24 protein-coding genes, 1 pseudogene and 1 riboswitch are annotated in these 24,009 nt (G+C 69.0%); of the genes and pseudogenes, 13 read left to right on the top strand and 12 right to left on the bottom strand.

Features of this window, described 5'->3' with window-relative positions; genetic code table 11:
• Positions 1-3 precede the first annotated feature (3 nt).
• From obgE to rfaE2, 9 genes and pseudogenes are all read left to right on the top strand, one after another.
• Complete coding sequence (gene obgE / locus AB1346_06150) at positions 4-1,011, top strand: GTPase ObgE (protein MEW6720011.1); 1,008 nt, start codon at positions 4-6, stop codon at positions 1,009-1,011.
• Positions 1,001-2,218, top strand: a complete 1,218-nt coding sequence (proB, locus tag AB1346_06145) for a glutamate 5-kinase (GenBank protein ID MEW6720010.1) — start codon at positions 1,001-1,003, stop codon at positions 2,216-2,218. Before obgE ends, proB begins: the two co-directional genes overlap by 11 nt.
• On the top strand, positions 2,215-3,489 hold the full coding sequence (locus AB1346_06140) for a glutamate-5-semialdehyde dehydrogenase (protein ID MEW6720009.1): 1,275 nt from the start codon (positions 2,215-2,217) through the stop codon (positions 3,487-3,489). Before proB ends, AB1346_06140 begins: the two co-directional genes overlap by 4 nt.
• A complete protein-coding gene (nadD, locus tag AB1346_06135; GenBank protein MEW6720008.1) occupies positions 3,486-4,154 on the top strand; it encodes a nicotinate-nucleotide adenylyltransferase in 669 nt (222 codons plus the stop codon). The genes AB1346_06140 and nadD overlap by 4 nt, the downstream gene beginning before the upstream one ends.
• Positions 4,155-4,159: 5 nt before the next feature.
• A complete protein-coding gene (gene rsfS, locus AB1346_06130; protein MEW6720007.1) occupies positions 4,160-4,519 on the top strand; it encodes a ribosome silencing factor in 360 nt (119 codons plus the stop codon).
• A gap of 1 nt (position 4,520) precedes the next feature.
• On the top strand, positions 4,521-5,849 hold the full coding sequence (locus tag AB1346_06125; GenBank protein ID MEW6720006.1) for a tetratricopeptide repeat protein: 1,329 nt from the start codon (positions 4,521-4,523) through the stop codon (positions 5,847-5,849).
• Positions 5,850-5,874: 25 nt separating this feature from the next.
• Positions 5,875-6,558 (top strand): hypothetical protein, encoded by a 684-nt coding sequence (locus AB1346_06120; protein MEW6720005.1) that lies wholly within the window; start codon positions 5,875-5,877, stop codon positions 6,556-6,558.
• A 25-nt stretch (positions 6,559-6,583) separates the two neighbouring features.
• Positions 6,584-7,390 carry a nitrilase-related carbon-nitrogen hydrolase gene (locus tag AB1346_06115; GenBank protein ID MEW6720004.1) on the top strand — a complete coding sequence of 269 codons (807 nt, stop codon included), beginning with the start codon at positions 6,584-6,586 and terminating at the stop codon, positions 7,388-7,390.
• A 35-nt stretch (positions 7,391-7,425) separates the two neighbouring features.
• A pseudogene (rfaE2, locus tag AB1346_06110) lies at positions 7,426-7,848 on the top strand (D-glycero-beta-D-manno-heptose 1-phosphate adenylyltransferase).
• Here rfaE2 and AB1346_06105 read toward each other — a convergent pair.
• Positions 7,845-9,521 carry a transglycosylase SLT domain-containing protein gene (locus AB1346_06105; protein ID MEW6720003.1) on the bottom strand — a complete coding sequence of 559 codons (1,677 nt, stop codon included), beginning with the start codon at positions 9,519-9,521 and terminating at the stop codon, positions 7,845-7,847. The pseudogene rfaE2 and the gene AB1346_06105 overlap by 4 nt on opposite strands.
• Positions 9,522-9,735: 214 nt before the next feature.
• On the opposite strand from AB1346_06105, the gene AB1346_06100 reads away from it, so the two are divergent.
• Complete coding sequence (locus tag AB1346_06100; protein MEW6720002.1) at positions 9,736-10,182, top strand: DUF721 domain-containing protein; 447 nt, start codon at positions 9,736-9,738, stop codon at positions 10,180-10,182.
• 56 nt (positions 10,183-10,238) lie between these two features.
• Here the strand turns inward: AB1346_06100 and AB1346_06095 are convergent, their stop codons facing one another.
• The 11 genes from AB1346_06095 to alr all read right to left on the bottom strand — a co-directional run bounded on the left by AB1346_06095 (position 10,239) and on the right by alr (position 21,422).
• Complete coding sequence (locus AB1346_06095) at positions 10,239-10,955, bottom strand: methyltransferase domain-containing protein (GenBank protein ID MEW6720001.1); 717 nt, start codon at positions 10,953-10,955, stop codon at positions 10,239-10,241.
• A gap of 7 nt (positions 10,956-10,962) precedes the next feature.
• Positions 10,963-12,291 (bottom strand): DUF1015 domain-containing protein, encoded by a 1,329-nt coding sequence (locus tag AB1346_06090; protein MEW6720000.1) that lies wholly within the window; start codon positions 12,289-12,291, stop codon positions 10,963-10,965.
• A 7-nt stretch (positions 12,292-12,298) separates the two neighbouring features.
• Positions 12,299-12,937 (bottom strand): L-threonylcarbamoyladenylate synthase, encoded by a 639-nt coding sequence (locus AB1346_06085; GenBank protein MEW6719999.1) that lies wholly within the window; start codon positions 12,935-12,937, stop codon positions 12,299-12,301.
• The gene (locus tag AB1346_06080; GenBank protein ID MEW6719998.1) at positions 12,934-13,806 is read right to left on the bottom strand and encodes an ARMT1-like domain-containing protein; all 873 of its coding nucleotides are present in this window, start codon (positions 13,804-13,806) and stop codon (positions 12,934-12,936) included. Before AB1346_06080 ends, AB1346_06085 begins: the two co-directional genes overlap by 4 nt.
• Complete coding sequence (purE, locus tag AB1346_06075; protein MEW6719997.1) at positions 13,803-14,291, bottom strand: 5-(carboxyamino)imidazole ribonucleotide mutase; 489 nt, start codon at positions 14,289-14,291, stop codon at positions 13,803-13,805. The genes AB1346_06080 and purE overlap by 4 nt, the downstream gene beginning before the upstream one ends.
• On the bottom strand, positions 14,291-15,577 hold the full coding sequence (gene purD, locus AB1346_06070; GenBank protein MEW6719996.1) for a phosphoribosylamine--glycine ligase: 1,287 nt from the start codon (positions 15,575-15,577) through the stop codon (positions 14,291-14,293). The genes purE and purD overlap by 1 nt, the downstream gene beginning before the upstream one ends.
• Before the next feature lie 25 nt (positions 15,578-15,602).
• Entirely contained in the window at positions 15,603-17,165 is a 1,563-nt protein-coding gene (purH, locus tag AB1346_06065) for a bifunctional phosphoribosylaminoimidazolecarboxamide formyltransferase/IMP cyclohydrolase (protein ID MEW6719995.1), read from the bottom strand.
• Between the two features lie 15 nt (positions 17,166-17,180).
• Positions 17,181-18,626, bottom strand: a complete 1,446-nt coding sequence (locus AB1346_06060) for an MlaD family protein (protein MEW6719994.1) — start codon at positions 18,624-18,626, stop codon at positions 17,181-17,183.
• 72 nt (positions 18,627-18,698) lie between these two features.
• Entirely contained in the window at positions 18,699-19,499 is an 801-nt protein-coding gene (locus AB1346_06055; GenBank protein ID MEW6719993.1) for an ABC transporter ATP-binding protein, read from the bottom strand.
• Positions 19,500-19,522: 23 nt separating this feature from the next.
• Complete coding sequence (locus AB1346_06050; GenBank protein MEW6719992.1) at positions 19,523-20,317, bottom strand: ABC transporter permease; 795 nt, start codon at positions 20,315-20,317, stop codon at positions 19,523-19,525.
• The gene (gene alr / locus AB1346_06045; GenBank protein MEW6719991.1) at positions 20,310-21,422 is read right to left on the bottom strand and encodes an alanine racemase; all 1,113 of its coding nucleotides are present in this window, start codon (positions 21,420-21,422) and stop codon (positions 20,310-20,312) included. Before alr ends, AB1346_06050 begins: the two co-directional genes overlap by 8 nt.
• A 138-nt stretch (positions 21,423-21,560) precedes the next feature.
• Positions 21,561-21,665: riboswitch (TPP riboswitch) on the top strand.
• Between the two features lie 65 nt (positions 21,666-21,730).
• Between alr and thiS the strand changes: the two genes are divergently transcribed.
• Genes thiS through thiC form a run of 3 tightly spaced genes read left to right on the top strand, consistent with a single transcriptional unit; the run spans position 21,731 to position 23,899 of the window.
• Positions 21,731-21,946 (top strand): sulfur carrier protein ThiS, encoded by a 216-nt coding sequence (gene thiS, locus AB1346_06040; GenBank protein ID MEW6719990.1) that lies wholly within the window; start codon positions 21,731-21,733, stop codon positions 21,944-21,946.
• Positions 21,947-21,950: 4 nt separating this feature from the next.
• Entirely contained in the window at positions 21,951-22,610 is a 660-nt protein-coding gene (thiE, locus tag AB1346_06035; GenBank protein MEW6719989.1) for a thiamine phosphate synthase, read from the top strand.
• Positions 22,607-23,899, top strand: a complete 1,293-nt coding sequence (gene thiC, locus AB1346_06030; protein MEW6719988.1) for a phosphomethylpyrimidine synthase ThiC — start codon at positions 22,607-22,609, stop codon at positions 23,897-23,899. Before thiE ends, thiC begins: the two co-directional genes overlap by 4 nt.
• Positions 23,900-24,009 lie beyond the last annotated feature (110 nt).

Below are 24,009 nucleotides of genomic sequence, written 5' to 3'. Positions count from 1 at the left end.
ACGATGCAATTCATCGACGAGGCCACGATCACCGTCCGTTCCGGGGACGGTGGTCGGGGTTGCGTCAGCTTCCGGCGCGAGAAGTTCGTCCCCCGGGGAGGACCCGACGGGGGAGCCGGAGGCGACGGAGGCAGCGTCCTTCTCGTGGTGAGCCCCCACCTGTCCACCCTCCTCGACTTCCGGTACCGCAACCTCCACAAGGCGAAGCGCGGGCAGCACGGCAAGGGAAAGAACATGAACGGGAAGAACGGCCCCGACCTCCTGATCTCCGTTCCTCCCGGGACGATCGTCCACGACGACGACACCGGGGAGATGCTGGCAGATCTCGTCCGCTCGGGGGAAAGCTGCCTCGTCGCCGCGGGTGGCCGGGGGGGGCGCGGCAACTGGTCGTTCGCGACCTCCGTGAACCAGGCGCCCGACTCCGCGGAGCCGGGCGAGCCGGGGAGGGAGCGGCGGCTGCGGCTCGAGCTCAAGGTCCTCGCCAACTTCGGCCTCATCGGGCTCCCGAACGCCGGGAAGTCCACGCTGCTCTCCCGGATCTCGCGGGCCCGCCCCAAGGTCGCGGACTACCCTTTCACCACTCTCTCTCCCGTCCTCGGCGTGGTGTCGCACCGCGACGAGGAGTTCGTGGTGGCGGACCTCCCGGGGCTGATCGAGGGGGCGCATCGTGGGGCGGGGCTGGGGCACCGGTTCCTGAAGCACGTCGAGCGGACGGAGGGGCTCGTCCACGTGGTCGACGCGGGGCGGGAGCCGGGGGAGATCGCCGAGGCGTACCGGACCATTTGCGACGAGATGGAGCGGTTCCGGCCGGGGCTCCTTTCCCGGCCCGCGATCCTCGTCTTCAACAAGATGGACCTGACCGGGGCGCGGGAGAACGCGGCGCGGGCGCTGCCGGAGACGGGGCATCCCCCCGGGGACTCCTGCTTCGTGTCCGCCGCGACCGGCGAGGGGCTCGGCTCCCTCCTCGACATGCTTCTTGCCATCAGAAGGAGGCAAAGGGATGATTCCTGAGGATTCCGCCGGGAAGCGCCGGAGGGCGGGGCTCTCCTTCCCCGGCATCCGGCGGATCGTGATCAAGCTGGGCAGCGGCACGGTCGCCGACCCGCAGGAGGGGCTTCGGGATTCGACGATCCGGGCGCTGGCCGCGCAGGTCTCCGCGTGCTGGACGGAAGGCGGGGTCGAGTCGATCGTCGTCACGTCCGGCGCCGTCGCCGCGGGAAGGAAGAAGCTGGGGATGACGAAGCGCCCGCGGACGGTGGCGCTGAAGCAGGCGGCGGCGGCGGTGGGGCAGACCACCCTCATGCGCGCCTACGAAAGGGCCTTCGAGAAGCACGGGCGGCACGTCGCGCAGCTCCTGCTCACGCACGAGGACTTCGAGAAGCGGGAGCGCTACGTCAACGCACAGACCACGCTGGCGACGCTCCTTTCCCGGGGGATCGTCCCGATCGTCAACGAGAACGACACGGTGGCCACCGAGGAGATCCGCCTGGAGGGCGACGAGCGGGGGGCCAACGACCACCTCGCCGCGCTGGTCACGCAGATGATCGGCGCCGACCTCCTGATCCTGCTCACCGACAGCGACGGGCTTTTCACGAAGGACCCGCACCGGTATCCCGACGCGCAGCGCATCCCCCTCGTGGAGAATCCCTTCGACGAGGCGATCCGGGACGCCATCGGGCTGGGGACATCCGCTTCGGGCACCGGCGGGATGAGCTCCAAGATCCATGCGGCGCGGGTGCTCTCCGCCTCGGGGATCCCGGTGGTCATCGCCTCCGGCCTCGCGCGGAGGCCGATCCTGGACACGCTCGAGGGAAAGGACGCGGGGACGCTGATCCTCCCCCGGAACACGGGAAAGCTGTCGACCCGCAAGATGTGGATCGCCTACGCGCAGCATCCGCGCGGGACGGTCCTGGTGGACGACGGCGCGAAGAAGGTGCTGCAGGAAGGGGGAAAGAGTCTGCTGCCCGCCGGGGTGACCGGCGCGCAGGGCGACTTCGCCCGGGGCGAGGCGGTGGCCATCGCCGACCAGCGCGGGCGCGTGTTCGCCCGGGGAATCGCGCGGTGGAGCCGGGAGCAGGTGGAGCGCGGCATGGGGAAGCGCAGCGAGGAGGTCCGGCGCATCCTCGGCCCGGACACCCCGGCCGAGGTCGTGCACCGCGACGACCTGACGATCCTCCCCTCCCCGAAACCGCCGGAACCGAGGAAAGGGACCCCATGAAGACGAACGAGAGCGGATCGACCGCAACGCTGGTGGCGAACGTCTGCCGCGCCGCGAAGGAGGCGGCGCCCGCGCTGGCGCGCGCCGGGACGCTGGCGAAGAACGCCGCGCTCAAGGCGATGTCCGAGGGGCTGCTCGCCCGGGCGGCGTTCCTCAAGGAGGAGAATGCCGACGACCTGGAGGCCGGGAAGGCGCGGGGGCTCTCCGCGGCGATGCTGGACCGGCTGCTGCTGAACGACGCCCGGATCCGCCAGATGTCCGACGGCATCCTTGAGGTGGCCGCCCTCCCCGATCCCGTCGGCGGGATCGGGAGGATGGAGCGCCGCCCCAACGGGCTGCTCGTCGGGCGGATGCGGATCCCGCTCGGCGTGATCGGGATCATCTACGAGTCGCGCCCCAACGTGACCGCGGACGCCGCGGCGCTGTGCGTGAAGTCCGGCAACGCCGTTGTCCTGCGGGGCGGCTCCGAGGCGATCCGGTCGAACGCCGCCATCGTGGAGATCCTGCGCGAGGCCATGTCCCGGGCGGGGCTTCCCGTGGACGCCGTCTCCTTCATCCCCGTGACGGACCGCACGGCGATCGACGTGATGCTGGAGCAGGAGGACAGCATCGACCTCATCATTCCCCGGGGCGGCGAGGGGCTCATCCGCAGCGTCGCGGAGAAGTCGCGCATCCCCGTGATCAAGCACTACAAGGGGGTCTGCCACATCTTCGTGGACGAGAGCGCGGACATCGAGCCGTCCGTGAAGGTGTGCGTCAACGCCAAGGCGCAGCGCCCCGGCGTCTGCAACGCGATGGAGACGCTCCTCGTGCACGAGGCGATCGCGCCGGAGTTCCTGCCGACGCTGGCGAAGGCGATGGCCGGCGCGGGGGTCGAGCTGCGCGGCTGCCCCGAGACGGTGCGGCTGCTCCCCGGGACCCGCCCCGCGGCGGAGTCCGACTGGGGGACGGAGTACCTCGACCTGATCCTTGCGGTCCGCGTGGTCCCCTCGATGGAAGCGGCGATGGAGCACATCCGCCGCCACGGGTCGCTCCACACCGAGGCCATCCTGACCCGCGACCACGGCCGCGCGATGCGCTTCCTGCGCGAGGTGGACTCCTCCCTGGTGCTGGTGAACGCGTCGACCCGCTTCAACGACGGCTTCCAGCTCGGCCTCGGCGCGGAGATCGGGATCAGCACCACGAAGATCCACGCCTTCGGCCCGATGGGGCTGGAGGAGCTGACGACCTCCAAGTTCGTCGCGTTCGGGGACGGGCAGGTCCGGCAGTGACGCCGCCGGCGCGCGGGGACATCGCCGTCTACGGCGGCACGTTCGACCCCTTCCACAACGGCCACCTGCGGATGGCGGTCGAGGTGATGGAGGCGTTCGGCCTCCCGCGCGTCCTCCTGGTCCCCTCGGCCCGCCCGCCGCACAAGCCGGGACGCCCCGTGGCGTCCGCGGAGGACCGCCTCGCGATGGCGCGCGCCGCCGTCGCAGCCGTCGAGGGGCTCGAGGTGCTCGACCTCGAGCTGCGGAGGGAGGGCCCCTCCTACTCCCTGCGGACGGTCCTCGACCTGCGGGAGGCCCATTCGGGCGCAGGGGTCCTGTTCCTCATCGGGGCCGACGCGTTCTCCGAGATCACGACATGGCACCGGCACGAGGAGCTGCTCGATGCGTGCGACTTCCTGCTCCTCCCCCGGCCCGGCACGCCTCCGGAAGCCGCGTTCCCGCCGGGGCTGCGCCTTGAACGGGAGGAGAACCGTTGTTATAGTTTACCGGGGCGCACCTTCCTCCTTCCCGGCGGACGGAGGGTGCTGTGCCCCGCTCTCCCGGTCCTGGACATCTCGTCGCGCTCCATCCGGGAAAAAGTCCGGCAAGGCCGGTCCGTCCGCGGCCTCGTTCCGCCGGAGGTGGAACGGTACATCGCGGAGCGCGGGCTCTACCGGGGGGAATAGGAGGATTGCCGGCCATCACCACGATCGAAACGCTGATCCGCAGCGCCCTGCTGGCCCGGGACAAGAAGGGGCTGGACATCCGCGCGCTGGACGTTCGGGAGATCGCGGGCTACGCCGACTACTTCCTGCTCTGCTCCGGAAGCTCCGACCGGCACGTCGCGGCGCTCGCGCAGCACATCGAGGAAACGCTGAAGAAGGAGCTCGGGGTCCGGCCGCTCGGGGTCGAAGGGCTCCGGGAAGGGCGCTGGGCGCTGATCGACTACGGCGACATCGTGGTCCACGTGTTCCTGGAGAGCGTCCGCGAGTTCTACAATTTCGACCGGCTGTGGGGAGCGGCGCCCGAGGTGCCCCTCCCGGAGGAATAGCATGGCGGTCCGGCTCCTCTTCCTGATGTTCGTCGTCGTCCTGATCGCGTTCTACTACATCTCCGTCCTGAACGACCTGCGCGTGCCCTTCTTCTATTCCCCCACCCTGAAGGTCGAGCTGGCGGTCTACCAGATGATCATCCTCTCCTTCATCGTGGGAGCGGCCATGGTCGTCCTCGGGACGATGGCCAACGACGTCACTTCCGCCCAGCGGAACTGGCGGGAGCGCCGGGAGCGGCAACGCCGCAAGACCGCGCGGGAGCGGGCGGAGAAGGCGTCGGAGCTGGTCCAGCGGGGGATGCTCAAGGAAGCCGTCGAGGAGCTCACCCGCAGCCTCTCGGTGAATCCGGAGGACCGCGAGGCGCTTTTGCTCCTTGCGTCCGCGCAGGAGGAGGTGGGGAATCCTCTCGAGGCCGTGAAGGCGCTCGCGCGGGTGAAGCAGATCGATCCATCCGATCTCTCCGTCTACTTCCGGCTCGCGGCCCTGTACCGGCGGATGAACGACTCCGAGGCGGCGCTCTCGGCCCTCAAGGCCGTCGAGGCGACGGAAGGCGATCATCCCCGCGCGTGGGAAGGGATCCGGGACATCCACATCTCGCGGGGGGAGATGGTCCCCGCCTACGCCGAGCAGAAGAAGCTCATGCGCCACAAGGGGAAGGACGCCTCCCCCGCGGACCACGCCCTGTTCACCGCGCTCCGGTACGAGAAGGCCATGGTCCGGCTGTCGCAGGGGAAGGCCGACGACGCGGAGCGGCGGCTGCGCGACCTCGTCAAGGAGGAGCCCGCCTTCTGCGCCTCCTACGTCGCCCTCTCCGACTATTTGCGCCCCCGCAGCCTCGCGGATGCCACGGAGATCCTCCTCGACGGCTTCCGCGCCACGCGGAACCCCGTCTTCCTCATCAAGCTGGAGGACCTGAACATCGAGACGGAGCGGCCCCAGGCGATGATCCGGATCTATTCCCGGCTCCAGCAGGAGTTCCCGTCCGACTTCGACGTGAACCTGTTCATGGGGAAATTCTTCCTGCGGCTCGAGATGATCGACGAGGGGCTGGAACAGTTGTTGAAGGCCGAAACGCTGGAGCCCGAGCGGGAATCGCTGCACATCCTGCTCGCCGAGGCGCTCCGGCGGAGGAACCGCTTTGAGTCGGCCTGCCAGCACTACCAGCGCGCCTATGGATACAAGCGGCGCTACCTCATCCCGTTCCGTTGCGCCTCGTGCGATTCCTCCACCATCAAGTGGACCCCGCGATGCCCGGACTGCGGCGCCTGGAACGGGTACGCCATCGACCACGGAAGCCGGGAGTACGCGGTCGGCGCGACCGCGCGCTGAACCCGCCCGGCGCCTCCTCCGCGCTGTGCGGGAGCGCGCCTTATCCCTGCACCGGGCGATCTCCCGGGAAGTCCCGTCCCTTGGGGACTTCCTCCCCTCCGCCGCGCCGGAAAGCTCCCCCGGGGCGGTCGCACTCTGGCCCAAGGCCGGGATCCCGGTCGTCCCCTGCCGCGCCTGCGCCGGCGCGACGCCCCCCTTCGACGCCGCGCGCTCCCTCTTCGCGTACGCCGGCGGGGCGCGCGCGGCCATCGTTGCGGCGAAATATTCCGGACGACCGTTCCCGGTGGACGCGGCGGCGGAACGGCTTCGGGACGCGCTGGTCGGGGAGTGGAGCGACCTGTTTCCGGACGGCGCGCCCCCCGCGATCGTACCGGTTCCCGCACACCCCTGGAAATATTTCCGGCGGGGGTTCAACCTTCCCGCGCTGATCGGCGTTTCTCTCGGCCGCCGGCTCGGCTGGCCGTTCGACCCGCTGCTCCTCGCCCGCGGCCGGGAAGGGATCCCGCAGGCGGGGCTCCGGCTCGCGGAGCGGCTGCGGAACGCGGAGGGCGCCTTTCGCGTCCCGCGGGGAAAGGCCGTCCCCCCCCGCGTCCTTCTGCTGGACGACGTGCTCACCTCCGGCGCCACCGCGCGCGCGGCGGCGGCCGCCTTGAAAACCGCCGGCGCGGACCATATAGTGGTCGTTACGCTGGCGCGCGCCGCCTCCTGAATCCCGAAACCGCAACGGAGCCCCGATGCCCGTCTCCCCGTTCGATGCAGCGGCAATTCAGTTCCGGATCGACGTCGGCGACGTCCCCGCGAACCGGAACCGCGCCGCCGCCTGGATTGTCGAGGCCGCCCGGCGGGGGGCGCGGCTGTGCGTCCTGCCGGAGATGTGGAGCACGGGCTTCGCGGAAGAGCGGCTGCCCGGCCTCTGCCGGACGACGCCCGGCATCCTCCACGAGCTGCGGACGCTGGCCTCCGACCATCGGCTCGTGATCGCCGGCTCCCTTCCCGAGCGGGTCGGCCGGGGCGTCTTCAACACGATGTACGTGATCAACGCCACGGGGGTCGTCACCGGCGAATACCGCAAGGCGCACCTGTTCACCCCTTCGGGCGAGGACAAGTGGTTCCGACGCGGGATGGCGGCCGGCACGATCCCGACGGACGCGGGCCCCGTGGGGCCGCTGATCTGCTATGACCTGAGGTTCCCTGAGCTTGCGCGGAAATATTTCCTCGAGGGAGCGTCGCTGCTCTGCGTGTCGGCCCAGTGGCCTTCGGTCCGCTCCCGCCATTGGGACGTCCTGACGGTCGCCCGCGCGGTGGAGGGGCAGTCCTGGCTCGTCGCCGCGAACGCGGTCGGGCCGTCGGGCCCGTTCCGTTATTCCGGGGGTTCGGTCATCGTGTCGCCCGAGGGGGAACGGCCGGCGGCCCTGGGCGAGGAGGAAGGGATCGCGCTGGCGACGATCGATCCGGCCGCCGCCGAAGACATCCGAAGGAGGATCCCGTGCCTGCAGGACAGGAACCCAAGGGCGTACCGGGCGACCCGGCGGTCCGGGTGATCCCGCGCCGGAAGGTGAAGGCGCTCTTCTCCCGGCTCCGGCGGCTGGGGAAGCGGATCGTCTTCACCAACGGCTGCTTCGACATCCTCCACGCCGGCCACGCGCAATACCTGCGGCGCGCCGCCTCCCTGGGCGACGTGCTGGTGGTGGGGTTGAACGGCGACGCCTCCGTCCGGCGCCTGAAGGGGGAGGGAAGGCCGGTCCAGAAGGCGGCCGACCGGGCCTACCTGCTCGCCTCGCTCTCCTGCGTGTCGTATGTGGCGGTCTTCACGGAGGACACGCCGCTGAAGCTCATCCGCGACGTCCTGCCCCACGTGCTGGTCAAGGGAGGAGACTGGAAAGGGAAGGAGATCGTGGGGGCCGACGTCGTGCGGGCGAACGGGGGGACGGTGAAGACGATCCGCTTCCTCCCGGGCCGGTCGACCACTTCGATCCTTGCCCGGGCGAAAGGCGTTTAGCTGTCTCCCCGGTGCGCCTTGTTGCGCACGACCTTCGCGCGCGCCTTCGGCGCCTGCGCGGCGCCTTCCGGCAGGACCAGCCGTTTCCCCGCCTGTACCCGGGCGTCCGCCTGCAAACCGTTCTCCGCGGCCAGCGCTTCCACGGAGACGCCGTGCTCCTTCGCGATCAGGAAGAGGGTGTCCCCCTTGCGCACGCGAACCGTCTTCTTCGCTTCGGCGACGACGACCTTCCTCGTTGTGCCGGCCTTCGCCTTGCGCCGCCCTTCCTCCACCCGCATGTGCGCCATGGTGAGCTGCTCGGGAGCGATCTCCTTCCCGGGAGCGGTCTCCTCGGCGGCGAGGCCGGTCACCGGGATGATGAGCCGGGAGACGCGCCGCAACGATTCGCCCTTCAGGCCGTTCAGCTCCCGGAGGATCGCGGTGGAGGTCCCGTACTTCGCCGCGAGGCCGTCCAGCGTCTCCTTCTTCCGGACGTTGTGCTGCAGGAAGGTGACCTTCGCCTGCGTGCGGATCGCTTCCATCCGCTCCTCTGCCCGGGAAGCCGCTTCGGCGGACAGCCGCAGCTCGTAGTCGGCCTGGGTGGGCGGAGTGCAGAAGCGGCGAAGCTCGGGGTTCCAGTCGCGGAGGTCCTCGTGGTCGACTTCGAGGATCCGCGCCGTCTCCATGAGGTCCGTCCCGCCCGGAACGACCACCTTCTTCAGGTCCAGCGGCGCCTCGTACACCACGTCGGAGAAGCCGTACTTCTCGGGCTCCTTCGCGATGGCCAGGGCGGCGAGCATCTTCGGGACGTAGTCCTTCGTCTCCTGCTTGAGGTACCTGTACCGGATGAGCTCCGCGAAGTCGTCGGACTTGTACCGATTGACCGCCTTGATGATCTTCCCCTCGCCGGCGTTGTACGCCGCGGCCGCCAGCGGCCACGATTCGAACATCCCGTAGAGGTCCTTCAGGTAGGAGGCCGCCGCGTGGGTCGATTTCTCGGCGTCGCGGCGCTCGTCGGTCCACCAGTCGATCCGCAGCCCGTATCTCCTGCCCGTCGCGGAGATGAACTGCCAGGGGCCGGCCGCCTTCGCGGAGGAGTACGCCTTCGGGGAGAAGCCGCTCTCGATGAGGGCCAGGTAGATCAGGTCCTCCGGCAATCCGTACTTCGACAGGATCCCCCGCATCATGTCGCCGTACTTGCCGGAGCGGGCCAGGTACGTCTCGAACCGCTTCCTTCCCCTGTTGGTGAAGTAGCGGATGAACTTCTCGATCGGGTTCGTCAGCCGCGCGAAGTCGCCTTCCCGCCCCTTCTCCACCTCTTCGGAAGCGGTGTCGAAGAAACCGTCCCGCACCCCTTCCTCCGGCCCATCCAGCCCGGAGGCGCTCAGGCGGCGGTCCACTTCCTCGGCCGAGACGACCGTGTCGGAGACCTTCCCGGCGGGCGGTGCGACCAGCGAGGCCGTTTTGACGGGCGCAAGGGGGTAGAGAACCGGCTGCTGCGAGGCGGCAGCCTGGGTGGACGAAGCAGCCGGGGAAAAAATGAGCCACTGGGAGAAAACCGGGCTTTTCAGGGAGGGATCCCCGGAAGCGGAGCGGGCGGCCTGCGCGCCGGCGAGGCTCGTCCCGGCCGGACAGGCGGCCAGGAGCGCCAGCAGAAACGCGCAGATCCGGACGAATCCAGCCCCTGCTTCCAATCCTCTCCTCCGTCGAATAATGAATGCAAACTGTTCTATTTTATACTGAAACTTCCGTTGTCAACGATCGAATCCCGCCCCGTGGGAAAAATTTTTCCCTTGCACGGAGCGCCTCCGGCAATCTGTTGTCTTATCGGCGGGAACGAGGGAAAACTTGATCCGAAAATACGGCCTCGGCGTCTCCTCCGCCTGAGGATTTACTATACTGGAGACCATGATCCGGAAAGGTCCCGTTCCCCTCTCGGCCGACCTGGAACGCGCCCTCGCGTCGCTGGATATCCCCCAGGTGACGCTCCTCGTCACCCTGCTCCGTTCCTGGCCGGACATCGCGGGCCCTCTCGTTTCGGCCAAGGCGGTCCCGTCGAAGCTCCGCAACGGCGTCCTGACGATTGCCGCCCGCAACCATGCCTGGGCGCAGGAGCTCCAGATGTGCAAGCCGGCACTGCTCTCGAAGATCGTCGCGGCGACCGGGCCGAAGAGCCCCGTTACCGACCTCCGGTTCATGGTGGGGCCCGTCCCTTCGCCGGAAAGCGCGCCGGAGGAACCGCAGGACGACGCCCCCTCCCCCCCCGGCCCTGAGCCGGAAGGGCTTTCGGCGGTCGCCGACCCGGAGATGAGGGAGTCCCTCCGGGCGATCTCGAAACATCTCCGTCCCCGATAGAGGGGGATATACTTCGCTTCATACGCGGGATGAAGGGGAAGTGTGTCCCCCGCCAGCTACCAGGCTGGCTGCCTCCCGGCCCGGAAGAGGCGGCAGATGCGCTCGATCTCGGGGCAGTACTTCTCTTCCTCCCCGTGGAGGTACAGCGGGGGCAGATCCTCGGGAGAGCCGCACGATTCGAGGGAGAAAGCGCACAGGACCCGGGAAGGCGGCATCCCCTCGCGGGGATGAACGAGCCGGAAGGCCCTGCCGGACATCCGCTCCCGCCGGGCGCATTCCGCGATCTCCGGCATCCGCTCCGCCGGGAGGATCAGCGCGAACCGCCCCCGGGGCGCCATGAACCGGCGGGCGGCGGCGAAAAGCTCCGGGAGGGAGCAGGCCACCTCGTGCCGGGCCGCCTCCTTCCCCGGGTCCGGATTGCGGCGCCCCTTCCCGACCCGCCCGTACGGAGGATTGGAAACCACCAGGCCGAACGACGCCGGGACGACGCCGGGGAGCTCCCCCCGGAAATCGCCCGTTTCGACGCGCAGCTTGCCGTCGAGCCCGTTGGCCCGGAAATTCTCCCGGGCGCACTCCAGCAGCTCCTCCTGGAGCTCCACGCCGACGCCGGACGCCATCTCCGTCGAAAGCCGCGACAAAAGCAGCAGCAGGATCCCCGAGCCCGTTCCCAGGTCGAGGGCGGCGCCGCGGCAGAAGGGAGCGGCGAAACCGGCCAGCACGACGGAGTCGATCGAGAAGCGGTATCCGCGCTCCGGCTGCCGGATCGACAGCATGGCGCGCCTACCCCGGCACCCGGTCCTGCGGACCCACGGGGAAGATGAGCAGCCCCGTACCGATCTTCGGGTAGAAGAACGTCGTCTTCTGCGGAAGGACATGACCCGAGAGCGACACGTCGCGGAACTCCGGGATCGTCACCGCATTCATGAAGAAGGCCGCCTGGATCGCCCCGGAGGAAAGTTCCTTCGCCGCCTTCGAGGGATCCTTGTAGTACCTGACGAACTGCCCGTGGGTGACCGCCTCGGGGGAGATGCCGAGCAGCCGCTCGAACAGGAAGCCGTGGAGCAGCACCACGTCGAGCGATCGAAGCTGCGGCGGATGATTCGCCATGTGCGCCTCGCAGAACCGCTCCGGTTCCGGAAAAGTGACCAGGTGGTACCGCCCGTCGCCGGCGGACCAGCCGATGACCTTGCCGTTCCGGCCGGTCTCCTCCACCGCCCGCATCGCGTCCTCGGGCGATCCCTGCCGGCTCTCCACCGGCAGGAACTCCCGGACCCGGGAGAGGAACCGCTCCTCCGAGAAATCCGGCAGGGAGTGCAGCCCCCGGTGGGTCGGAAGGATGACGATCCCCTCGTCGTCCATGTTGCACAGGAACATCAGCACGTGCTCGTAGGCGGCGTCGGGGTTCGCGCCGTGCTTCGCGCGCATCTCGTCGCGAAACGCCAGCGCCGTCTCGTACCGATGGTGGCCGTCCGCGATGAAGACGCCCTTGCCGGACATCCACGCGACGACGCGCCGGATCTTTTTCGGGTCGGAGACCCTCCACACGCGGTGCATCACGCCGAGATCGTCGGTCGCGGCCAGCTCCGGGGCGGGGGGCATCCCGTCGCGCAGGATCGACGCGACCTCGTTGCCGGGGTCGGAGAACAGCCCGAAGATGGGGCTCATGTGCGCGTCCGTCGCCCGCATCAGGAGGAGGCGGTCCACTTTCGGCCCGGAGTGCGTCCGCTCGTGGGGGAACACCACGCCCTCGCCGAAGGGCGACAGCTTCAGCGCCCCCAGGAACCCCTTCCGCACGAACGTCCCCTTGCCGGGGATCGTGAACTCCTGCTCGTAGTAATAGAGGGAGGGATCGGGATCGCGGACCAGCGTCCCGTCGGCCAGCCACTCGCGGAACCAGCCGGCCGCGCGGCTGTACTTGTCCGAGCCGGGACGGTCGCCTTCCATCTCCCTGCCGAAATCGATCCGGACGATGTTGCGCTCGTGGCGCCGGTGCAGCGCCTCCTGCTCCTCCGGCGAGATGACGTCGTAGGGCGGCGTCACCACGAGGGTCAGGTCGCCCACGCGGCCCGAATCGTAATGGATCCCGCGGAACGGCTTCACGTCGGCCATCGGGCGTTCATCCTTTCTCCAGGTATTCAAGGACGACGCGGAAGGGGATGGCCCCCTCCCGCAGCAGCGACGGGCGCTCGTCCGTCGCCCGGACGACGGTCGATCCCGGCCCCGGGCCCGAAGCGCCGGACCACAGGATCCAGTCCGCCTCCCCCGAGAACTCCCGGACCAGCTCCTCGGGAGACTTCCAGTCGCCGGGCTCGCCTCCCCGGTTCGCGGAGGTCCCGGTCACGGCCCCCCCGATGCCCCGCGCCAGCTCCCTTGGGACGGGATGGTCGGGGACGCGAAGCCCCACCGTGTCGCCGCCGCCGGTTACCGCCGGGTGGATGCCGGGAGCCGCGGGGAGCACCAGCGTGAGCGCACCCGGCCAGAAGCGCCGCATGAGGCGGGTGGCCGCGTTCGGAACTTCGCGCGCCCAGCGCGCGGCCTCCTCCGGGCCGGAGAGCAGCAGCGGGATCGGCTTCCCCCGGTCGCGGCTCTTGGCGGCGACCAGCCGGGCGACGGCCGCCGCGCTGCGCGGGTCCACCGCGATGCCGTACAGGGTGTCCGTCGGGCAGATCACCATCCCGCCCTCCCGGAGGGAGGCGATCACCTCCGGCGGGAGGCCCGTCCGCGGGCCCTCGTCCAGCCGGAGCAGCCCGGTCATTCCGCGTGCCCGCCGAGCGCGTCGAGGAGGAGGTATTCCCCTTCCGGCCGCCCCACGGCCCGGGAAACGACCGGGCACTTGCACCGGAGGAGGTAATACGCGTTCGGAACCTGTCCCACCAGCGTCTCGAAGTTCCCCTGCCCCTTGGAAAGGATCATCCCGGAGGCGGCGATCCGCTCCCGGAACGGCTCCGCGCAGAGTTCGAGGATGGTGCCCACGCCGCGGTTCCCGTTCGACACGACCTCGCCGAAGGCGGACAGCCCCAGCCGCCCCGCGTCTTCCCACGTCAGGTCGTCGTAGACCGGGCCGCCCTTCACTCCGATCCAGACCTTCCTCCCGTTGGAGGAAAGGAGCGAGAGGAGCGGCAGGTCGAAGGCGGCCTCCCCCGCATTATCGAGAAGCACCCCGACGCTTTCCGCGGACAGCAGCCGCTCCCGGAAGCGGGGGGGGAGGCGGTACTCCCGGACCTCCGGGGAGATCGAGGCCAATTCCTGCTCCATCGCCCCCGGCTCGACGATGCCGGAATCGAGGATGTTGCCGAACGCGGACAGGCGGACGGCCGCGGCCCACGGGTCCGGCGCCCCCTTCACGAGCCGCGCGGCCCGCTCCGACATCTCCCCAAAGCGGGACAGGATCCGCTCCTTCATCGGGCCGAACGGATCGTCCGTTCCCAACCGGTCGCGGAGAAGTTCCTGCACCCGCGTGGCGGTCACGGCGGGGATCTCGTTCCGGGAAGGCAGGTCCCGCATCATCGCGCAGATCGCCGCGGCGATCGCGATCCGCGTTTCCCCGGTCGCCTGCCGGGCGCGCGCCGCGACGTCGGCCTGGCGCAGCAGGCAGGGGAAACATTCGGGCGAAAGGAAGATCATGAAAGGCCCTTCGCGGCCTCCTCGAGGGCATCCGCCAGCGCCTTCCGGTGGGCGCGGATCTTCTCGCGGATCTCCGGGGAGGCCACGGAGAGGATCTGCGCCGCGAGGTGGCCGGCGTTCTGCGCCCCGGCCTTGCCGATGGCCACAGTCGCCACCGGTACGCCCGCGGGCATCTGCACCGTCGAAAGGAGCGCGTCGAAGCCGTACAAGGCCGAGCCGGACAGCGGCACGCCGATCACGGGGAGGACCGATTCCGCGGCCACGACCCCCGCAAGGTGCGCCGCGGCTCCCGCCCCCGCGATGATCACGCTGTACCCTTCGTTCTCCGCGTTGCGCACCAGGTTCCGCGTCCGCTCCGGGGTGCGGTGCGCCGATGCGACCGTCATGCGATAGGGGATGCCGTACTTGTCGAGGACATCCGCCGCTCCCCGCATCGTGTCGACGTCGGAAGCGCTCCCCATCAGGATCAGCACTTTTCCCTGCATCACGCACCCCTCTTGAGCAGCGCCTTCTTCCCGATGTCGCTGCGGTAATAGGCCCCTTCCCATTGGATCCGGTCGACGGCCCGGTAAGCGCGGTCGATCGCATCCTTCAGGGTGCCGCCGATCGCCGTGACGCCGAGCACCCGGCCGCCGCTGTTCACCAGGCGCCCGTCGGAAAGCGACGTCCCCGCGTGGAACACGACCACGCCGTCCTCCCTCTCCGCCTCCTCGATGCCGTCGATCCGGTGCCCCTTCGTGTAATTCCCGGGGTAGCCGCCCGAAGCCATCACGACGCACACCGCAGGGCGCGGATCGATCTCCATCTTCGCGTCGGCGATCTCCCCCCGGGCGCACTGGAGCAGCAGCGGGACGAGGTCGCTCGACAGCCGCAGGAACAGCGGCTGCGCTTCCGGGTCTCCGAATCGGACGTTGAACTCGAGGACGCGCGGCGCCCCGTTCTCGATCATCAGCCCCGCGTAGAGGATGCCGCGGTACACGATCCCCTCCGCGCGAAGCCCCGCCAGCAGCGGCTCGAAGACCTCCTTGAGGACCCGCTCCTCGACCTGCGGCGTGACCACGGGGGCCGGGGAGTACGCCCCCATCCCGCCAGTGTTGGGGCCCTGGTCGTTGTCGCCGATCCGCTTGTGGTCCTGGGAGGAGGGCAGCGGCACCACCCGGCGGCCGTCGGTGAATACGATGTACGAAGCCTCCTCGCCCGCGAGGCACTCCTCGATCACCACCCGGTCGCCGGCCTCGCCGAAGGCGCGCTTCTCCATCACCTCGCGGAGGAACGACAGCGCCTCCTCGTAGGTTTGCACCACGGCGACGCCCTTCCCCGCCGCCAGGCCGTCCGCCTTGATCACCAGGGGAAGCCGCCGGGACAGGACGTACCCCGCGGCCTCGTCGTGATCGTCGAACACCCGGAAAGCGGCGGTGGGGATCCCGTACTTCTGCAGGATGGTCTTCATGAAGACCTTCGACCCTTCCAGCCGGGCGCCCGAACGGCCCGGGCCGCAAACCGGAAGGCCCTCCTCCGCCAGCAGGTCGGCGAGCCCCGCCGCCAGCGGCGCCTCCGGCCCCACCACGGTCAGGTCGATCTTCTTCGAGACCGCGAAGTCGCGCAGCCCCTTCACGTCGTCGGCGGCCAGCGGGACGCACTCCGCGTACCGAGCGATGCCGGGGTTCCCCGGAGCGGCATAGATCTTCGAGACGAGCGGGCTCTGCGCGATCTTCCAGGCCAGGGCATGCTCCCTGCCGCCTCCCCCCACCACCAGGACCGAGATTCCCATATCGCCCCCCGAACGCTTCCGGATCCTAATGCCGGAAGTGGCGCACGCCCGTGAACACCATCGCGATCCCGTGTTCGTCCGCCGCCTGGATAACCTCGGTGTCCCGCACCGAGCCGCCCGGCTGGATCACCGCCGTGGCGCCCGCCTTCGCGGCGACGTCGAGCCCGTCCCGGAAGGGGAAGAAGGCGTCCGAGGCGGCCACCGTCCCCTGCGTGGGGTGCTGCGCCTTCATCACGGCGATCTTCGCGGAGTCGACGCGGCTCATCTGCCCTGCGCCCACGCCCACCGTCCGGTCCTTCATGGCGTACACGATGGCGTTGGACTTGACGTGCTTGCAGACCTTCCAGGCGAACTGGAGCGCCTCGAGCTCGCCCGCGGTGGGCTTGCGCTTCGTCACCGCCTTGAGCTCCTTCGGGTCGAGCACGTGCCGGTCGCTCGACTGCACGAGCAGGCCGCCGCTCACTTTTTTAAGGTCCCAGACGCGCTCCTCCGTCCGCCGGAACGCCGCGCCCGTCTCCAGCAGGCGGAGGTTCGCCTTGGCGGAGAGGACCTTCCGCGCCTCCTTGTCGAAGGACGGGGCGACGATCGCCTCGAAGAAGGTCTTGGCGATCTCCTGCGCCGTCTCCTTGTTCACCGTGCGGTTGAAGCCGAGCACGCCGCCGAAGGCGGACACGGGGTCGCATTCCCGCGCCTTATTGAAGGCGTCCACAAGGCGCCGCTTCGAGGTGCCCACCCCGGAGGGATTGGTGTGCTTGATGATGACCGCGACCGGCTCGGAGAACTCGAGGGCGAGCTGAAGCGCCGCGTCGATGTCGACGATGTTGTTGTAGGAGAGCTCCTTCCCCTGGAGCTGGACCGCGCCCCCCAGCGTGGGCTCGTCGGGCAGCGCGGAGTCGGCATAGAAGGCCGCGGACTGGTGCGGATTCTCCCCGTAGCGGAGGGACTGCAGCCGCCGCCACTGCCGGGTGAGGGTGGCCGGGAACGGGTCCTTGCCGCCTTCCCCGGCGCCCAGGTAGTCGGAGATCGCGGCGTCGTACCGGGCGGTGAGCGCGAAGGCCTTCCGCCCGAGCTCCGCGAGCGTCTCCCCGTCGAGGTTCCCCGCGCCCTTCTTCATCTTCGCAAGAATGTCGCCGTAGTCCGCGGGGTCGCACACGACCGCGACCGACTGGCAGTTCTTCGCCGCCGAGCGCAGCATCGACGGCCCGCCGATGTCGATGTTCTCGATCGCCTCCTCCCGGCTGCAGCCCGGGCGCGCCACCGTCGCCTCGAAGGGATAGAGGTTGACCACCACCATGTCGAACGGGACGATCCCGTGCGCCGAGATGGTCTTCATGTGCGCGGGATTCCCGCGCAGCGCGAGGAGCCCTCCGTGGATCTTCGGGTTGAGCGTCTTCACCCGCCCGTCGAGCATCTCGGGGAAGCCCGTGTACTCCTCGATGAGGCGCACCGGGACCTTCTTCTCACGGAGCAGCTTCGCCGTCCCGCCGGAGGCGTACAGCTCGACCCCAAGCCGGGAGAGCGCCCTGCAGAACTCCGCGACGCCGGTCTTGTCGGAAACGCTTACGATCGCGCGGTGGATCCTCGCCATGGCCTGACCCTTCTTTTATGGTTTGATCGGGACGGCCCCGATGACGGTCTTGATGTCCTCGTCCGCGAACTTGATGCCGAAACCGAGGAACAGCGTCCGGAGCTCCCGCTCGTTCGCGAGGACGTCGTCGACGCCGCCCGTGACGAAGAGGTTCTTGACGATATCGTAGTTGCCGTACACCTTCAAGTGGGGCGGCAGGTCCTTCCGGGAGAAGTCGAAGATCTCCGCCCCCACCGTGGCGCGGTCCTTGACCAGGTCGTAATCCAGCCCGAAGCCTCCGCTGGACTCGATCACGCCGCCCTTCACCGTCAGGCCGTAGAACCGCTTCGCGATCAGGGCGGAGAACTTCAGCTTGTCGTCGAAGCTTTCGTCCTCGGTCGTGATCGTGCTGCCGGGGGGAGTCGTCGTGATGGTCGAGGAGACGGTCTTGCGCCTCCCACGCGGGTCGTCGACCAGCCCGATCTGGTAGTACTTGTCCGAGGTCGGCTGCAGCCGGAGGTTGACATAATGCTTGTAGTCCGAGGGGCGCGCCAGCCACTCGAGCCGGTAGTCGATGAAGGCCTTGAGCTGCTCGGTCTTGCGGACGAAGCGGTTGATCCCGTCGAGCGTGTCCGTGAGGGAGTTGTGGGCGGTGTTGTCGTTGACGAGCTTGCCGAGCGATCCCTCTCCCCGGTCGATCTTCGCCATGACCTTCCCGGCGGCTTCCAGCGTGTTGTCGAGCCGGGCGGAGGCCGCCTTCAGGTTGGCGATGCTCTCCTTGAGGTTCTCCCGGTTCTCCCCCACCACGCCGGAAACGCCGTCGCTCATCTTTTCCAGCTTGGCGATCAGCGCGGGCGCCTCTTCCTTGAGCGTCGCGGAGAAGGCGCGCAGATTGGCGATGGTGGCGCGGACGTCCTCCTTGCTCCCGGACGACATGTCGGCGAGGTCGTTGGACAGCCGGTCGATATTGGCGAGGATCCGCTTGAGCTGCTGCTTCCCCTCCTCCGTCCCGAACGATTCGGAGATGCTCGTGGTGACCTTCTTGATGTCGTCCCCGATCGAGTCCAGCTTCTTCACGAGGGCGTCCATGTCCGTCGGCGTCTCGGTGCGGGTCACCTGCCCTCCGTCGGCGAGGAACCGCGAGGTGTCCTGCCCGGGGATCAGCTCCACGTAGCGCTCCCCGAGGAAACCCTGCGACTGGATCGACCCGACGGAATCGATGGGGACCTGGACGTCGGGGCGGATCCTCAGCACCAGGCGCGCGCGGTTCCCGACGAGCTTGATCTCCTCGACCTTCCCGATCGAGACCCCCGCCATCTTCACGTCGGACTTGGGATCGAGCCCCGCCGCCGAGGGGAAATCGACGGTGACCCGGTACCCCTGCTCCGTGATCAGCCCCCACTTGCTCACGCGGAACGTGAAATACGTGAGGATCAACAGGCCGAGCAGGACGAAGATCCCGACCCGGGCTTCCCTTGACATCGACGGCACCTCCCTGTGTCCTTCGGACCGTCCGGCCGGAAGGCCGGAAATACTATAACACCCCGCCCCGCGTCATTCCGACCCGGCCGCCCCGCCCTGCCCGCGGACGAAGCGTCGGAACTCCTCGCTCTCGTCGGTGATGGGGCCGCGGGCGCGCCCCTCCACGAACTGGGCGACCACCGGGTTCGAGGTGTTCCGGATCTCCTCCGGCGTCCCCACCTCGACGATCCTCCCCTTGTAAAGCATGGCGATCTGGTCCGCGATCTTGTAGGCGGAGGCCATGTCGTGCGTGATGGTGATCGAGGTCACCCCCAGCCGCTCCCGCAGCGAGACGATCAGGTCGTTGATGACGTCGGCCATTATGGGGTCCAGCCCCGTCGTGGGCTCGTCGTAAAGCAGGATGTCCGGCTCGTAGGCGATCGCGCGGGCGAGCCCCACCCGCTTCTTCATCCCGCCGGAGAGCTCGGCCGGCATCAGCCGCTGGATCTCCCTCAAGCCCACCATCGACAGCTTCTCCTCCACCGCGTCGCCGATCCGCTCCTCGGGGATCTTCTCCATGCGGCGCAGCGCGAAGGCCACGTTGTCCCCAACGTCCAGGGAGTCGAACAGCGCCGCGCCCTGGAAGAGCATCCCGAACTTCTTCCGCACGCGGACGAGCTCCTTCTCCTCCATCCGCGTGATGTCCTCGCCGTCGATGAGGATCTCCCCCGCGTCCGGCCGCAGCAGCCCCACCACGCACTTGATCAGCACCGACTTTCCTGTCCCGCTGCCGCCGATGACGACGGTGTTCTTCCCGCGCGGCACCGTGAGGTCGACGCCGTCGAGGACCACCTTCTTCCCGAACCGCTTGGAGAGGCCGCGGATCTCGATCACTTGGGATCCCTGTTCCCTTCCCGTCAGAACAGCAGCGAGGTCATGAAATAGTCCGAGATCAGCACCATCATCGAGGAGGTCACCACCGCCCGGGTCGTCGCGCGCCCGACCCCTTCCGCGCCGCCCTCCGCGATGAACCCGTGGTGGCACGAGATGAGGGAGATCAGCATGCCGAAGACGCCGGCCTTGAGCAGCCCCGAGTAGATGTCCTTGAACTCGAGGAACTGGTACGTCTTCGAGATGTAGACGTACGGGTTCGCCCCCATCAGGTAGACCGATACGAAGTAACCGCCCAAAATCCCGACGAGATCCGCGAACACCACCAGGATGGGCAGGACGATCGTGGCGGCCACGACGCGCGGGACGACCAGGTACTTCACCGGGTTGGTGGCCAGCGTGACGAGGGCGTCGATCTGCTCGGTGACCTTCATCGTCCCGAGCTCCGCCGCCATCGATGCGCCCACGCGCCCGGAGACCATCAATCCCGCGAAGACCGGCCCCAGCTCCCGGGTGAGGGAGAGCGCCACCACCGTCCCGACGAGGCTGGTGGCTCCGAACCGCTCGAAGCCCGAATAGCTTTGGAGGGCGAGCACCATGCCCGTGAAGGTGGCGGTCACGAGGACGACCGGCATCGACCGGACGCCCACCTCTTCCATCTGCTTGACGATGCTCCGGATCTCGTACGGGGGGCGAACCGCCCAGGACAGCGTCTGCAGAAAGAGGGTGAAGGTGGCCCCGAGGTCCTGGACCATCCCGTAGACGCGCTCCCCGACCGCCTCCGCGCCGACCCGGACGCCGCTCAAGATGCGCTCAGTCAACGAACTTCCTCGGGACCCGTGAGCCGACGCCCGTGAGGATCTCGTAGGGGATCGTGCCGCAGAGGCGCGCGATCTCCCCCGCGGTCATCGACGCCTCCCCCATCACCTCGACCTCCGATCCGACCTGCGCCCCGGGGAGGTCCGTGACGTCGATCATCGTGAGGTCCATGCAGACCGTCCCCGCGACCCCGGCGACTCCGCCCGCCACCGCCATCCGACCCCGGTTCGTCAGCTCCCGGCGGTAGCCGTCCGCGTAGCCGATCGGCACCACGGCGATCCGCCGCGTCCCCCGGCATCGGAACCTCCGGTTGTAGCTGATCGGGTGGCCGTCGGGGAACTCCTTCAGGGATACGATCCGCGACACGATGCGCATCACGGGCTTCAGGGATACCGGCGTCGCCTCGGGCGGCAGCGGGGAGTACCCGTAGAGCGCGATCCCCGGGCGGACGGCGTCGAACGTCTCCTCCAGGCGGGAAAGGATCCCGGAGCTGTTCAGCGCGTGCACGGTCACGGATCCGAACGCCTTGCGCATCCACGTCACGCCCTGGGAAAAGAAGGACAGCTGCGACGCCGTGAACGCCCGGTCCTCCTCCGAGAGGCCGTCCGCGGAAGACAGGTGCGTCATGCACCCCTCGAGCCTGAGATCCGGCATCGTCCTGAGCTCGCCGAGGAACTCCATCGCCGCCCCCGAGAGGAAGCCCAGCCGCCCCATGCCGGTGTCCACCTTGAGGTGCACCGGGAAGGGACGCCCCGCCGCGCGCGCCACGCGGGCGAACGTCTCCGCCTGCCTGCGTTCGAACAGGACGGCGGAGAGGGTGTTCGCGTGCGCCTCCTCCGCCTGCTCCGCGTCCACGTCGCCGAACACGAGGACGGGCACACGGGCCCCGCCCCGGCGCAGCTCGATCCCCTCCTCGACCGTCGCCACCGCCAGCATCTTCGCCCCTTCCGCCTCGAGGGCAAGCGCCGCGGGTACCGCCCCGTGGCCGTACGCGTTCGCCTTCACGACGGCGACGATCCCCGTCCGCACGGGGAGGAGGGAGCGCAGTGCGTGGAAATTGCGGCGGAGGGCCGAAAGGGAAACCTCCGCCACCGTGGGTCGGGCCAAGGTGAAAACCTCATGGAAAAAACAGGTTTTTGACTCCGGAAAGTCTACCTCACCCCCCCTTCCGAGTAAAGGCGGCGCCCCCTTTCCGAGGGGATTTTCCGCGGGTTGACAAGGGGTTGCCCCGTACTGTATCCTTTCAGGTAACGCTAGGGGTGCTTTCGCTGAGAGCCCGCTTACCAGAAGCGGGCAACCCATCGAACCTGATCCGGGTAATACCGGCGCAGGGAGCGTGGAACTCTTCGAACCGTGCCATTCCCGGCACGGTTTTTTTGTTTTTTACCCTTGGACCGAAGGACGGGACGCGGAACATGGAAGACACCCCGATCAAGATCGTCGTGAACGGGCGCACCAGGGACATCGCGCCGGGGACGACCGTGTCGAAGCTTCTTCAGGCGCTTTCCGTGCCGGCGACCCGCGTGGCCGTCGAGCACAACAACGAGATCATCCGGAGGCCGGCGTTCGAGACCGTCGAGCTCGCGGCGGGCGACCGCCTCGAGATCGTCACGCTGGTGGGCGGGGGCTGAGGCGTTGGTCGATTTCCGCCTGTACCTGATCACGGACCGGCGCCTTGCGTCCGGCGGGGAGCTGTCGTCGGCCGTGGAACGGGCGCTCCGCGGGGGAGTGCGCGCGGTGCAGCTCCGGGAGAAGGACCTCGGCGGCCGGGAGCTGCTGGAGCTGGCGCGGACGCTGCGGGAGATCACGTCCCGGCACGGCGCGAAGCTCCTGGTCAATGACCGGATCGACGTCGCCCTGGCGGCAGGAGCCGACGGGGTGCACCTGGGAGCGGAGTCGATCCCGCCGCAGGAGGCGAGACGCCTGCTGGGACCCGGCAGGCTGATCGGCTGCTCGGTCCACGGTGCGGAGCAGCTCGCGGCGGCGGAAGGCGCGGGGGCCGATTTCGCCGTCTTCGGGCCGGTGTACTACACCCCATCGAAAGCCGCCTACGGACCGCCGCTCGGCGTCGGCGCGCTGCGCGGGGCCTGCGCCGCGGCGCGCATCCCGGTCTTCGCGCTGGGAGGGGTCGGCGAACGGAACATCGACGAAGTGGTCGCGGCGGGCGCTGACGGGATCGCGCTGATCTCGGCGATCCTCGCCGCGGAGGACCCGGAACGGGCAGCATCGCAAATCCAAAACAGACTGGAATATGCCGTCTCGAGGCATGGAAAGGGACAGGAGGTAGCATCATGACGCTCATGTACCGCGCCAGACAGGGAGAGATCACTCCGGAGATCGCCCGGGCGGCGAAGGACGAACGGGTCGACCCCGGGAAGCTCCGCGCGCAGATCGCGGCCGGAAAGGCCGTCATCTGCAGGAATAAAAAGCGCCGTGCGATCCGCCCCGTGGCCGTCGGGGAAGGACTCACCGTCAAGGTGAACGCCAACTTCGGATCCTCCCGGGACCGTGCGGACGTCGCGCTGGAGCTCGAGAAGATGCGCGTCGCCGTCGAGGCGGGCGCCGACGCGGTGATGGACCTTTCCACCGGCGGGCCGATCGACGAGATCCGGCGGGCGGTGCTGGCGGAGTGCGACGTCCCCCTCGGCACGGTGCCCATCTACCAGGCGGCGGCGGAGGGCTACCTGGCCGGCAAATCGTGGGTCGAGCTCACCGCCGAGGACTTCTTCCGGGGGATCGTGAAGCAGGCCGAGGACGGCGTCGACTTCATGACGGTCCACTGCGGCGTGACCCGCTCGACGCTCGAGAAGCTGATGCGCGAAGGGCGCCGGCTCGACATCGTCAGCCGCGGCGGCTCGCTGCTGGCCGAGTGGATGGAATACCACAACAAGGAGAACCCGTTCTTCGAGCAGTACGACCGGCTGATGGACATCTGCCGCGACTACGACATCACGATCTCCCTGGGCGACGGGCTGCGCCCCGGCTGCCTGGCCGACGCGACCGACCGGGCGCAGGTCCACGAGCTGATGATCCTGGGAGAGCTCACCGAGCGGGCGTGGGACCGCGACGTCCAGGTGATGATCGAGGGGCCCGGACACGTCCCCATGCACCAGATCGCCGCGAACATGATCCTGCAGAAGCGGCTGTGCCACGGCGCCCCCTTCTACGTCCTCGGCCCGCTGGTCACCGACATCGCGCCGGGATACGACCACATCACCGCCGCGATCGGCGGGGCGATCGCGGCCTGGAGCGGCGCCGACTTTTTGTGCTACGTCACCCCCTCCGAGCACCTTCGGCTGCCGCCGGTGGAGGACGTGCGGGAAGGCGTCATCGCCACGAAGATCGCCGGCCACGCCGCCGACATCGCCCGCGGCATCCCCGGGGCGATGGACCGCGACAACATCATGGCCGACGCCCGCCGCAACTTCGACTGGAAGACGCAGATCGCTATCACGATCGACCCGCAGCGGGCCCGCGAGTGGCGCGGCGGGAGCATGCCGACGGCGGACGAGAACACCTGTACGATGTGCGCGGACCTGTGCGCCATCAAGAACTCGCAGAAGGCGCTGCGCAGGGTGAAGTGAGGTACGGCCCGCGGGCCGGTGCCTAATAACTGAGGAATTGACCCCCGGGCGGCCGCGGCTCGGCCCCCCGGCACGTTTTGCGGGCCCGGTGGGGGGAGCGGTACCGGAGC

The sequence above is a fragment of the Thermodesulfobacteriota bacterium genome (assembly GCA_040758155.1).
Classification (GTDB): domain Bacteria; phylum Desulfobacterota; class Deferrimicrobia; order Deferrimicrobiales; family Deferrimicrobiaceae; genus UBA2219.
This window is presented reverse-complemented; position numbering and strand designations above follow the sequence as displayed.